This window comes from Paenibacillus polymyxa (genome assembly GCF_018614975.1).
Classification (GTDB): Bacteria; Bacillota; Bacilli; order Paenibacillales; family Paenibacillaceae; genus Paenibacillus; species Paenibacillus polymyxa_E.
On record NZ_JAGGNR010000028.1, the window covers coordinates 18011 to 31262 of the forward strand.

Sequence of the window (13252 nt, forward strand, 5' to 3'; positions counted from 1 at the left end):
TGCAGGACAAACCCTGAGACTCCTTAACTCATACATCAATCTTCCTGGCTCCATTACAAAACTATCTTATTCACCTAAAATAAAGCTTTCGCGCCCAGCGCTCCACTTAACGTGCAACCTTCTGCTTCTCGCGCAGTACCCGTTGGATATCACGTTGTGCATCCCGCTTGGCTGCAGTCTCCCGTTTATCATACTGCTTCTTACCTTTACCCAGTCCAAGCAAAAGCTTGGCATAACCGTTGCGGATATAAATTTTCAGCGGAACAATGCTGTAACCATCCTGTTTCGACAGCCCGAGCAGCTTGTGAATCTGCACTTTATGCATCAGCAACTTGCGCGTACGTGTCGGATCGAGTGGATTATTTCGGTTTCCTTGTTCAAAAGGACTAATATGCATATTGTGAATATGAATCTCACCGTTTCGAATCGTGGCAAATGCATCACCAATATTCGCACGGCCGTTACGAAGAGATTTGATCTCCGTTCCGGTAAGCACCATGCCCGCTTCATACGTATCTTCAATGAAGTAGTCATGGGAAGCCTTTTTATTCTGTGCGAGCACTTTACTCTGTCCATCATTCTTGCCCATGTCCTCACTCCTTCTCCGTAAAATAAGCCGGTACCATGCTCTATAGCAACGCACCCAATGTTGCACCAAGGTACCACGTGCCAGACCTTAATTGTAGCAAGTACGGCTGTTAAAATCAAGAAAGAGGCGACCTCTGCCGCCCCTCCTCATTACACCACTATCAGACTGTGTGAAACAACACACCGGCTGAAGTGACTATTTCTCCAACGCTTAACCCGGAGGAACCAACTGAAATCCATCTCTCCAAGTTACGTTAGCTTTATTTTTTCTTTTTCCGTACAAAAGCTGCCGTGCCGTTACCAGCTGCACCTTTGCTCTTCTTCCGCTTGCGTCTTGGTGCTCCACCTTCCTGAGCGCCACCAGGAGTTGCAGCTTCTCCGATAAATACGCCGCTTGGCGAAGTGTTCTTGCGTCCACTTCCGCCTTTGCCACCTTTACTGCCGCCCTTGCCGGACTTAAAGCTTCCTTCACCGCGACCGCTGCCGCTGTTCAGGCCACTTCCTTGTCCACCGGTTGAACCACTATCCGGTCCACCCGATGTAGAGCCATAACCACCTTTACCTGAGCCAAAACCAAAGCTCACCGCGCCTTTGCCCCGGCCAGTCGATCCGCCAGCTTCACCAGCACGACGCTCACCCTTCGGTTTGCCTCCGGCTTTACCAGCATAGCCACCCGATGATCCTGCGCCCGCTCCTGCACTCGCAGCACCACTGCGACCGCCACGTCCACCTTTGCTGCTATCCTCCGGTGGTCTGCCACCACGGTTGCCTCCAGCACCTGTCGAACTGCCTTTGCCGCCACGCGAGCCGCTGAAACCACCCGGTCCACCCTTGGCACCGCCGCGACCGCTACCACTTGCTGGGCGTCCACCTTTACCGCCACGTCCACCACCGAGGCCGCCAGGACGTTCAGCACGAGGTTTCATATCCACCATTTCAAAATCAATCGTATACTCTTCCATGCTTACACGTGCCACACGGATCTTCACTTCATCACCGATGCGGAAGACTTTTGAGGTACGTTCACCAATCAGAGCCATATGCTGATCGTCAAAATGGTAATAGTCGTCCGTGAGCGCGCTCAGACGAATCAGGCCTTCAACCGTGTTTTCCAGTTCAATGAACATACCAAAGCTGGTCACACTGCTGATCATACCTTCGAACTCTTCGCCTACTTTATCGAGCATGTACTCGGCTTTCTTCATTTTCTCCGTATCCCGCTCAGCTTCTACCGCCACACGTTCACGTTCCGAAGACTGTTGTGCAATATCGGACATGCGTGCTGCCAAATACTCCTGACGGTTCTCCGGCAAAGCACCATTATTTTCAATGACTTCGCGAATCACCCGGTGAATGACGAGGTCGGGATAACGACGAATTGGAGACGTAAAGTGACTATAGAATTCTGCCGCGAGTCCAAAGTGACCTGACATTTCAGAGTCATACTTCGCCTGTTTCATTGAACGGAGCATCATCGTACTAATCACAGTTTGCTCTTTCGTTTCTTTGATATCCTCAAGCAACGATTGAAGCGCTCGTGGATGAATTGCATTGCCACGTCCTTTGACCTGGTGTCCAAAATTCGCCGCAAAGGCGAGGAAGTTTTGCAGTTTTTCCTGATCCGGATCTTCATGCACACGATAGATGAACGGAACCTTCAACCAGTGGAAGTGCTCTGCTACCGTCTCATTGGCTGCAAGCATGAACTCTTCAATGATTTGCTCCGCAATCGAACGCTCCCGTTTCACGATATCTATCGGTTTGCATTCTGCATCCACAATGATTTTGGATTCTTCAAAATCAAAGTCAACCGCACCACGGCGCATACGCATAGCACGCAGCTTCAAAGCAATCTCTTTCATCAGATGGAAATCATCTACCAGATCCTTATAACGCTCGAGCAATTCCGGCTCTTCACCTTCAAGGATTTTACGAACGTTGGAATACGTCATCCGCTCTTTGGTTTTGATTACGCTCGTGAAGATGTCATGTTTCACAACCTTCATCTGGTCGTTAAACTCCATCTCACAAGAAAGGGTCAAGCGGTCTACCTGCGGGTTCAAACTACAGATCCCATTGGACAGACGTTGTGGCAACATAGGAATAACCCGGTCTACCAAATACACACTGCATCCACGGTTATAAGCTTCTTGATCAAGCTTGGAATTCTCCTGTACATAATAGCCAACATCGGCAATATGAACGCCAAGACGATAATTACCGTTAGGAAGCTTCTCTACATTAACAGCATCATCCAGATCCTTGGCATCTTCGCCATCAATCGTGACAATGTTAAGTCCGCGCAGATCACGGCGCCCCTGTTGTACTATCTCTTCATCCGTGATGGAGTCTGGTGCTTTCTCCGCCTCTTCTACCACTTCATCCGGGAAAGCTTCAGGCAGCTGATGCTTGCGAATGACGGACAAAATATCAATACCCGGCTCATCCTTATGACCAAGAATCTCGATCACTTCACCCTCAGCCGCCGCACGGCCCTCCGGATAGCTGACGATCTTTGCTACGACCTTCTGTCCATCAACCGCCCCAGCAAAGTTAGTACGCGGGATGAAAATATCTCGATTAATCCGTTTGTCATCCGGAATAACGAAGCCGTACACCTCATGGCTTTGGAATACACCTACAACTTGTGTCACAGCACGAGTAACAATACGGACGATCTCACCCTCCAAGCGACCGCCAGAAGGGCCTTGGGACGTGACTTTAACCAATACCGTGTCACCATTCATCGCACTCTTCATGTCATTGGCGTGAATGTACACATCCGGGTGCTCCCGATCCTCAGGAATGAGGAAAGCAAAGCCTTTGGCGTGAGCCTGTAAACGTCCACGTACCAAATCCATGCGCTCTGGCATGCCATAGCGATTGTTACGGGTCAGCAAAACTTTACCGGATTCCTCCAGCGTATTAAGCATAATCAAAAAGGCTTTGAAATCAGCTGCATCTTCGATCGCGAAGTGCTGTTCCAACTCCTGATAAGTCATCGGTTTATAAGCGGTTTCCCGCATGAAATCGAGCAATTGTTGTTCTGTTATCATTAATATATTCACCTCGGGAAACATAAAAGTGTAATCGGATCTCATCTGTTTATGTATCGGAATTCTTACCATTTTCATGCAATGCCATATCACTGTCGTGAAGAGTGTAGTAGTGCAACCATACTATCTCATACCCTAGTATACACGAATTCAATCCGGCCCATCCGTACCTCGCAAAAAAACCACAGTTTCCAGGCCCTCCTCAAAAATCACGCTTTCACGTATCTCTACAGACATTTTATGCGATACACATGCTGTACGCATCTGGCAGAGGGCTACATGCGAAAATTTTCTGTATACATGACATTCATTATAGGGAGTGAGTTCGCGTAACGATAAGCGAGGGACATACCATACATGATAGGGTTGTTTCACACTAAGGAAGGAATTCTGAACAGAAGTTGAGAAGAAGACCGAAATCATGAAGTCTATTGTCCATTGGAAATATTTGGACACATAAGAATTTATTAAAAAACCCCCGTTTCTCCACGAAACGAAGGTTTATCAATTAAGCCATTAGCTTAAGAGCTATTCATTGCCCAGCTGATTAAAGTCTTACTTGGAAACAACCGTAACAATAATAGACAAAATCATAAATCCTGCACCCAGTACCACCGTTGCACGTTGCAGGAAGAGATCCAATCCGCGCGCTTTCGTTTTACCGAAAAGATGTTCCGCACCACCGGAGATGGCACCCGCCAAACCAGCGCTTTTCCCGTGCTGCAGCAATACTACAGTGATTAGACCGATCGAGAAGACAACGAGCAGCAATTTCAAAGCAATATCCATTCTTTCCACCTCCTACCCATGTGGGCATAACATCTCACCATAAAAACAGTTATTTTAATTGTAACATAGCTATGGTTGTGATACAAGTAGCGACAACTAAGTACATCCACTATACAAAATAATTAGAATATTAAATGTAGTGCCTCTATATTTTTTGAAAATTTACTGCCAATCTTAATTATGCTTAGGAATCTTCCGTTTTAACAATCTTTCCATCTTCGATTCGAATAATTCGGTCACAGTAAGCTGCAATGTCAGGGTCATGTGTGACCAAAATTATTGTTTTTCCTTCTTCTCGATTAATAACTTGAAGCAATTCAATGATTTCTGTTGAGGTTTTCTGATCAAGTGCACCCGTTGGTTCATCAGCTAAAATAATCTCAGGATTATTAATTAATGCTCTCGCAATCGCTACACGTTGCTTTTGTCCACCTGATAAATTCATGACAGGTTCATTAATTTTTTGCCCTATGCGTAGTTTTTCGAGCAATTCAGGAAGCTTAGCTTCTCTGTTTTTTCGCAGCTTGTGACTCTTTACATAATGTAGAGGCAAGAGGATATTCTTTTTTACCGAATAATATTCAATTAAAGCAAAATCCTGCATAACAAAGCCTAATTCTTGGTTTCGGACTTGGGCAAGAAATTTCGGGGATTGTTTTTCTATTGCCTGTTTTTTTAGAAGGTACCTTCCTTCACTTGGCTTGTCCACACATCCTATTATGTTAAGTAATGTAGTTTTACCAGAACCAGAAGTTCCCATTATAGCTACCATTTCTCCTTTAGCAATACTTAACGAGACATCACAAAGAGCATGGAAACGGTTTTGCTTCTGACTAAATACTTTGTTTATTTTCTGTAACTCGATCACACTCATTTTTGCTTCCTCCTTAACATGTCATTCATGGGTGTGTATCTCAACTTCATCAAAGGCATTATTAAAAAAATAATCATTACTAGTAAACTAATCGCGATAGAAATTGACAGATTAGAGAACCAGGAGAAAAAAAGATTAACAATGAGATTACTTATTATAGTTAGAATGATAAATTGGCCACCAATCCTGATCATCACATCTTTAATCGAAGCACCTGATAATAGATGAACACCAAAATCGTAAGTATACCTCTCAATAAACTGTAAATAAGATACAGTTACTGTTAAAAAGGTGAAAATAAATATCAGGCCAGACAATAACAATTGTGTTTGTAGTATCTTTTTTTTATCTTGAGCTACAAAATCTGATTGATATTTCATACTTTTGTAAGCAAACGAATACGTATCAAGATCAGCCGCCAGTTTTACGATATTACCGAGCGAGTCTTCATTTTTTGTAGCCATATATGCTCTCGTAATTACACTATCGAGGTTGGTGATTTCAGACAGATAGTTTAGATTTTGGGGAAGGATAATCATCCTATCCAAATTTTTAAAATCACGAGTTGCCATAATGTCAATGTATGAACTGTTATCCTCAAGGACTCCAATTACGTTATAGCTTCTACCCGATACATCCGAGAATGTTTGATTCAGTTTAAACATAGATTGCATTTCACTTCCTATAATAACAGGAATATTTTGTGCTTCTTCTGTATAATCGATCTCACCGAATGGTCTGCCCTCCTTAATATTAAGGTTGAAATAATTAAAGAAAGAGGGGTTGGCGTAAATGAATGGCATTCGGTTCATATCCTTTGGAGTTAGGGTAGCAATTTTAGCATTTTCCGAAGATTTGGTTGTATAGAGATCTGCCGAATAAAGCGGAAATGCCTCAATTTCTGGATTTTTATATATGGAATCATACAGTTTACGTAAGTCTTGTAAATGTGTATCATCGGCGAACAACTTTTTAATTTGGTTTTCGCTAGTGTAGTCAATAAAGCTGTAGATTTCCTTTTGACTGTTCAATCGTTCGATCTCTTGCTCCATTTTATTCATATCATTCAAACTCCAAAAAAGTAGGTTGACAATAATAAGTAATATGACCATATCAATAAGCAGAATGATCGAAGTTCCTTTGTGCCGCCAAAGATCTTGTATAGAAAAGCGAAATGGATTCATGGGAGAAGAGCCTCCTCTAATTCTGACTTTCTATTCTTGTATCCATAACGATAAATGCTAATTACTGCTGTTAATGTGCCAATCATCAAACAAAAAAGAAAGGAGAGAAGGCTTCCCCATATAGAAACTTCTTTAATGATAGCATTGAATATTGCCATTTTTGCAATTACCCATGCCAATATACATCCAATAGCAAAACTAAATAATAATAACGGCCAGTAATCTTTAAGAAGCCACTTTCTCAAATCTGAAGCAGTAGCACCCACAAGATGACGTATTCGTAGTTCGTCTCTTCTCGATTGTATCCATGACACCGTGGTCCCAAATATACTCAATAGCATCAATAAAAGAGAAACTGCAAAAACAATAACAATGAAAGCCTGATCTTGTAGAGCTAGCCTTATTCGTTCTGTATAACTTTGGTTAGCTGGGATAATCGAGTATGATATGGATGCTGTCTGATTCAATTTATTTAAAGCAACTTCCAATTTAGTAAGGTTTATACCATCGACAGAATATTGTCCAGAAGAAATCTGGTCCTGTTCAAGTGCTACAAAAAATTTGCTGTCGATGTTAATGTATTTATTAATCCAAATAAAGGAATCTTTCACTTTATAGTATTTTCCATTGTATAAAAAGAAGAAATCATTTTCTTGAATAACGGTATTGTTGAGTAAGCTTTTATCTAGAATAACATTACCAGGAGGAACAGAAGTAATCTGCCTTTCACTCGAAGTCATCATCGGGAATATATAATTATGCAAATATATTGATTTTGCATAGCTGTTCCCCTCATCTTTGTATAGCAAAAAAGAACTTGATTGCTTTTTCAATTCATCTAGAAGCTGATTCACCTTGACATTCGGTGCATTCTCTGCCTGTATTGAAAAATATATACTCTCTTGACTCAGTCCATTCTGGAGAGTCTGAGTATTCGCATAAGATGTCAGTAAAGCAGAAAACGAAAGGGTAGTAAATGTACCTACTGCTATATAATAAATAATAATATAAATTGATCTCTTGATTAACGTCATCTTGTCACACTCCAGCATAAGTTAAGCCCCTTCTGAAAACAATGAAGGGGCTTATGTATTAATTTTTATTTACTATTTAGAAGTATATCCAACCATATCCTGATGTGGCTGTTGAAAATGGGTTATTCACTTTGGAAGTAACTGCTTCGTATAAATTACTGTCTGATGTATTCTTAGCAGTAGGAGAGTATACACGACCTGAGTCATAGTTTCCTTCCTTAAGCCATACATAAGCTTGCTTTACATTTTTTCCTGGGGTCAGTCCAAATCCATGAGAGCTTGTTGTAACTACGGATGGAGTGAAACTAGCACTTACCGTTAGTTGAAAATTATTAGTGTATGAAGAAAAATTGAAAAATCCCATCCCTGAAACCAATGAACCTCCTACCCCAACCACCCCAATAGCTAAAGCTAATGAAGTTGCTACCAATTTCGTTTTAAACATTCTAAATCCTCCCATTTAAATGTATTATTATTACAAATAAATAATACATTTAAATGACAAGCAATGTCAACCAAATATAAAAATATATGGAATATCGTTTTGTTTTGTTTTGTTCATGAAGTGTTTCATATCAGTACTATAAACTCACAAATAATCTAAATATACAAAAAGATTATGCAAAAAAAAAGACAAGCCGGTTACCCGGCTTGCCCATAAAAGCTGGATATCCAGCTTATTTTTTAAGGTTGTAGAATCCTTTAAGACCATTGTATTGAGCCAGTTCACCCAGTTGATCCTCAATGCGGAGCAATTGGTTGTACTTCGCGATACGGTCTGTACGGGAAGGAGCACCCGTTTTGATTTGACCAGCGTTAGTTGCAACAGCGATATCAGCGATTGTGCTGTCTTCGGACTCACCGGAACGGTGGGAGATTACAGCTGTGTATCCTGCGCGTTTAGCCATTTCGATTGCATCAAATGTTTCAGTCAATGTACCGATTTGGTTAACTTTGATCAGGATGGAGTTACCGATACCTTCGTTGATACCTCTGCCCAGACGCTCAGTGTTTGTTACGAACAGGTCATCACCAACGAGTTGTACTTTGTCTCCCAATTTCTCAGTGAGCAATTTCCAACCATCCCAGTCATCTTCGGACATACCGTCTTCGATTGTGATGATTGGGTATTTCTCAACCCATGAAGCCAGAAGGTCAACATACTCAGCGGAAGTGTAAGATTTACCTTCGCCAGCAAGTGTGTACTTACCATCTTTGTAGAACTCAGTGGAAGCAACGTCCATACCCAAGAATACGTCAACGCCTGGTTTGTAACCAGCTTTTTCAATTGCTTCGATGATTGTAGTGATTGCTTCTTCGTTCGAACCAAGGTTCGGTGCGAAACCACCTTCGTCACCTACAGCTGTGTTCAAGCCTTTGGAGCTCAATACGGATTTCAGGTTGTGGAAGATTTCCGCACCTACGCGAAGAGCTTCTTTGAAGCTTGGTGCTCCAACTGGAAGAACCATGAACTCTTGAACGTCGATGTTGTTGTCAGCATGCTCACCACCGTTGATGATGTTCATCATTGGTACTGGCAGTGCTTTAGCATTGAATCCGCCCAGGTAAACGTACAATGGCAGGTCCAGAGCGTCAGCAGCTGCACGAGCTACTGCCATGGATACAGCCAGGATTGCGTTAGCACCCAGTTTACTTTTGTTTGGCGTACCATCCAAAGTGATCATCAATTTGTCGATACCCAGTTGATCCAGTGCATCCATACCGATAACTTCTGGAGCGATTGTTTCGTTTACGTTTTTAACAGCCTGCAGAACGCCTTTACCGAGGTAACGGGATTTGTCGCCATCGCGAAGCTCAACTGCTTCGTGGGCACCAGTGGATGCACCAGATGGAACGATTGCGCGTCCGATTGCGCCGGACTCCAGGTATACTTCAACTTCAACTGTAGGGTTACCGCGGGAGTCGAGGACTTCGCGAGCGTACACGTCAGAAATAATAGTCATTTGTGATAATCTCCTTTATAGTTGGGATTTAATTTTGGGACCAACTTGTGTTTGCCCTTATTTCACTACGTCAGCAGAGTCGTCTTCCGATCGCTGTTATCCCCTGATTTCTTTGAACTTATTTTCATAAGTTGAAATCATGTGATAAAGGCGAGCGCTTCGCTTCTTCAGACTATTTCTACTGCCTTCGTTCAATGTGCAAACGCCAAACCGCCCAATTTATATATGTGTTGCGTAACTTATTTACGAGTAGCGATGACAGATGTACCTGTCATTTCTTCCGGTTTAGGCAATTGCATCAGGTCAAGGATCGTTGGCGCGATATCCGCCAGGATTCCGCCTTCACGCAGGGTTACATTTGCATCGGTAACGATGAATGGGACTGGGTTCGTTGTATGAGCTGTGAACGGACGTCCTTGCTCATCGAACACCATATCCGCGTTACCATGATCGGCCGTGATCAGTACAACGCCGCCTTTGGCAAGTACTGCATCCACAACACGGCCCATGCACTCATCTGTTACTTCAACCGCTTTGATGGTAGGCTCCAGCATGCCGGAGTGTCCAACCATGTCAGGGTTAGCAAAGTTCAGAATGATGGCGTCATGTTTGTCTGCTTCGATCTCGCGAACACATGCGTCAGCTACTTCATACGCGCTCATCTCTGGTTGCAGGTCATACGTTGCAACTTTTGGTGAGTTGATCAGTACACGAGTTTCGCCCGGAAGCTCCACATCACGACCGCCGCTGAAGAAGAAGGTAACGTGCGGGTATTTCTCAGTTTCTGCAATACGCAGCTGTTTTTTATTGTTCTGTACCAGAACTTCACCCAGGGTGTTGTCGAGGTTCTTCGGCGAATAAGCCACATAACCTTCAACTGTCTCGCTGAACAAAGTCAAACATACAAAGTGCAAGCCCACAGGGAACTTCGGACCACGATCGAAACCGCGGAAATCCTGGTTCGTGAATACTTGCGACAACTGGATCGCACGGTCAGGACGGAAGTTGAGGAAGATAACGGAATCGCCGCTTTCCACCAAACCTACCGGCTCACCATCCGCTTTGACAATAACCGTTGGTTCAACGAATTCGTCAAACACGGATTTCTCATACGATTCTTCAACCGCTTTGATTGGGTCAGTATATTTCGGTCCATCTCCATAAACGATGGCGCGGTATGATTTCTCAACCCGTTCCCAACGTTTGTCACGGTCCATCGCATAATAGCGCCCTTGAACCGTTGCGATTTGTCCTACACCAACTTCTTCAATCTTAGCGATCAGCTTCTGCATGAAGTCTCTACCACTGTCTGGCATAACATCACGGCCATCCATGAAGGCATGAATATATACATCGTTCATTTCTTCTTTTTTGGCCAGATCCAGCATAGCAAACAGGTGGTCGATGTGACTATGTACGCCGCCATCGGACAACAAACCGTAGAGATGAAGCTTTTTGCCGCTTTGTTTCGCTTCGCGAACCGCTTTGACAAGTGTTTCATTGTCGTAGAACTCGCCGTCACGAATGGATTTGGAGATACGGGTCAAATCCTGGTATACGATCCGGCCGGCACCAATGTTCAGGTGACCTACCTCGGAATTTCCCATTTGCCCTTCAGGCAAACCTACAGCTTCACCGCAAGCAGTGAGCGTTGTATGTGGGAATTGGCTCATGAAACGGTCGTAGTTCGGTTTCTTGGCTTGCGCTACAGCATTGCCTTCCACCGTGTTACGCAGACCGAAGCCATCCATGATGATCAATGCTACAGGTTTTGGAGCTGTCATCTTACTTCGCCCCCTCAACAAGCGCGATGAACGAAGCCGGCTGCAAGCTGGCACCGCCAACAAGCGCGCCGTCGATGTCGCTTTGTCCGAGGTATTCTGTTACGTTCTCCGGTTTAACACTGCCACCGTATTGAATACGAACTGCACTCGCAACCGTCTCGTTGTAAAGATCCTTCACTAATGTACGGATGTAAGCAATCACTTCATTCGCATCTTGGGAAGTGGAGGATTTGCCTGTACCAATCGCCCAGATTGGCTCATAAGCAATAACGACTTGTGCTGCTTGTTCTGCCGACAGACCTTCAAAAGCAGCTACCGTTTGCACTTTGCATACGTCTTTTGTTTGGTTCGCTTCACGCTCTTCAAGCGTTTCACCAAGACAGAAGATTGGAGTCAATCCGTGACGGAATGCTGCATGCAACTTTTTATTAACAGTCTCATCGGTTTCCGCAAAATATTGACGGCGCTCCGAGTGACCAATAATGACATAATCCACACCCAGGTCTTTCAGCATCACGCCGCTGATTTCGCCTGTGAATGCACCGTTATCTTCAAAGTGAAGATTTTGTGCACCAATTTTGATGTTTGTGCCTTTAACAGCTTCTACCAGGGATGGCAGATTAGTAAACGGTGCGCAGATTACAGTCTCCACGCCTTCAACTTCCGCTTTTCCTTTAACTTCCTGAATGAAGTCATTGGATTCGGAAACCGTTTTGAACATTTTCCAGTTACCTGCGATAATCGGTGTTCTCATGGGTTTCAACTCCTTCATGCTATAGACTGCTAAAACTTACTTGTCGTTCAATGCCACTACGCCTGGAAGTACTTTACCTTCCATGAACTCGAGCGATGCACCGCCACCTGTAGAGATGTGGTTCATCTTGTCAGCCAATTTGAACTTCTCAGCTGCTGCTGCGGAGTCGCCGCCACCAATAACAGTGTAAGCTTCTGTCTCAGCGCAAGCTTCCGCTACTGCACGAGTACCGTGGGAGAATGGCTCGATTTCAAATACGCCCATTGGTCCGTTCCACACAACCAATTTGGAGTTTTTGATTACGTCAGCATAGATCTCACGTGTTTTAGGACCGATGTCGATCCCTTCCCAATCTGCTGGGATGCCATCGATGTCAACGATTTGTGTGTTTGCTTTCGCACTGAAATCGTCAGACACTACGATATCTACCGGCAGGTAGAAGTTTTTGCCCAGTTTTTTCGCTTTTTCGATGAAACCAAGAGCAACATCAAGTTTGGAATCATCCAGCAAGGATTGTCCAATTTCATGTCCTTGTGCTTTGAAGAACGTGTAAGTCAGACCGCCACCGATGATCACGTTGTCTGCAATGTTCAGCAGGTTGTCGATTACATCGATTTTGTCCTTAACTTTGGATCCGCCGATGATAGCTGTGAAAGGACGCTCAGGGCTCGAGATGGCTTTACCCAACACTTCAAGTTCTTTCTCCATCAACAAACCGGACACTGCTGGAAGCAAGTGAGCGATTCCTTCAGTCGAAGCGTGTGCTCTGTGAGCCGCGCCAAACGCATCATTAACGAAAACGTCAGCCAGTTCAGCAAATTGTTTTGCCAGTTCTGGATCGTTTTTCTCTTCGCCTGCGTGGAAACGAACGTTTTCAAGCAACAATACGTCGCCGTTGTTCAGTTCAGCGATTTGAGCTTTAACAGCGTCACCAACGGAATCGTCAGCTTTAACGACTGTTTTACCAAGCAATTCAGACAAACGCTCAGCTGCTGGAGTCAAACGCAAGGATTCAACCACTTCGCCGTTAGGACGACCCATGTGGCTTGCCAAAATGACTTTAGCGCCTTTTTCAATCAAGAAGTTAATTGTAGGAAGCGTTGCACGAATACGTTTGTCATCTGTAATTTTACCATCTTCGAGCGGCACATTAAAATCTACACGGACAAAAGCCCGTTTTCCTGTCAATTCGATATCGCGTACACTTTTTTTGTTCATCTGTATT

Annotated in this window: 11 protein-coding genes; all 11 read right to left on the minus strand. The window is 43.9% G+C overall.

Going from position 1 to position 13252, the window contains the following annotated elements:
- Positions 1-106 precede the first annotated feature (106 nt).
- Positions 107-589, minus strand: coding sequence for an SsrA-binding protein SmpB (gene smpB, locus J7E78_RS20940; protein WP_036674736.1), 483 nt, complete (start codon positions 587-589; stop codon positions 107-109).
- 259 nt (positions 590-848) lie between these two features.
- Positions 849-3644, minus strand: coding sequence for a ribonuclease R (rnr, locus tag J7E78_RS20945; protein ID WP_215078041.1), 2796 nt, complete (start codon positions 3642-3644; stop codon positions 849-851).
- Between the two features lie 555 nt (positions 3645-4199).
- Entirely contained in the window at positions 4200-4433 is a 234-nt protein-coding gene (gene secG, locus J7E78_RS20950) for a preprotein translocase subunit SecG (protein ID WP_062837740.1), read from the minus strand.
- Between the two features lie 184 nt (positions 4434-4617).
- On the minus strand, positions 4618-5307 hold the full coding sequence (locus J7E78_RS20955; RefSeq protein ID WP_215078043.1) for an ABC transporter ATP-binding protein: 690 nt from the start codon (positions 5305-5307) through the stop codon (positions 4618-4620).
- Positions 5304-6491, minus strand: a complete 1188-nt coding sequence (locus J7E78_RS20960; RefSeq protein WP_215078044.1) for an ABC transporter permease — start codon at positions 6489-6491, stop codon at positions 5304-5306. The genes J7E78_RS20955 and J7E78_RS20960 overlap by 4 nt, the downstream gene beginning before the upstream one ends.
- Positions 6488-7525, minus strand: a complete 1038-nt coding sequence (locus tag J7E78_RS20965) for an FtsX-like permease family protein (RefSeq protein ID WP_215078045.1) — start codon at positions 7523-7525, stop codon at positions 6488-6490. Before J7E78_RS20965 ends, J7E78_RS20960 begins: the two co-directional genes overlap by 4 nt.
- A 76-nt stretch (positions 7526-7601) precedes the next feature.
- The gene (locus tag J7E78_RS20970; protein WP_215078046.1) at positions 7602-7970 is read right to left on the minus strand and encodes a type 2 periplasmic-binding domain-containing protein; all 369 of its coding nucleotides are present in this window, start codon (positions 7968-7970) and stop codon (positions 7602-7604) included.
- Positions 7971-8202: 232 nt separating this feature from the next.
- The gene (gene eno, locus J7E78_RS20975; protein WP_215078047.1) at positions 8203-9489 is read right to left on the minus strand and encodes a phosphopyruvate hydratase; all 1287 of its coding nucleotides are present in this window, start codon (positions 9487-9489) and stop codon (positions 8203-8205) included.
- A gap of 239 nt (positions 9490-9728) precedes the next feature.
- On the minus strand, positions 9729-11273 hold the full coding sequence (gpmI, locus tag J7E78_RS20980; protein WP_215078048.1) for a 2,3-bisphosphoglycerate-independent phosphoglycerate mutase: 1545 nt from the start codon (positions 11271-11273) through the stop codon (positions 9729-9731).
- A 1-nt stretch (position 11274) separates the two neighbouring features.
- Positions 11275-12027 carry a triose-phosphate isomerase gene (gene tpiA / locus J7E78_RS20985; protein ID WP_215078049.1) on the minus strand — a complete coding sequence of 251 codons (753 nt, stop codon included), beginning with the start codon at positions 12025-12027 and terminating at the stop codon, positions 11275-11277.
- Between the two features lie 36 nt (positions 12028-12063).
- Positions 12064-13245, minus strand: a complete 1182-nt coding sequence (locus J7E78_RS20990; protein ID WP_215078050.1) for a phosphoglycerate kinase — start codon at positions 13243-13245, stop codon at positions 12064-12066.
- Positions 13246-13252: the final 7 nt, after the last annotated feature.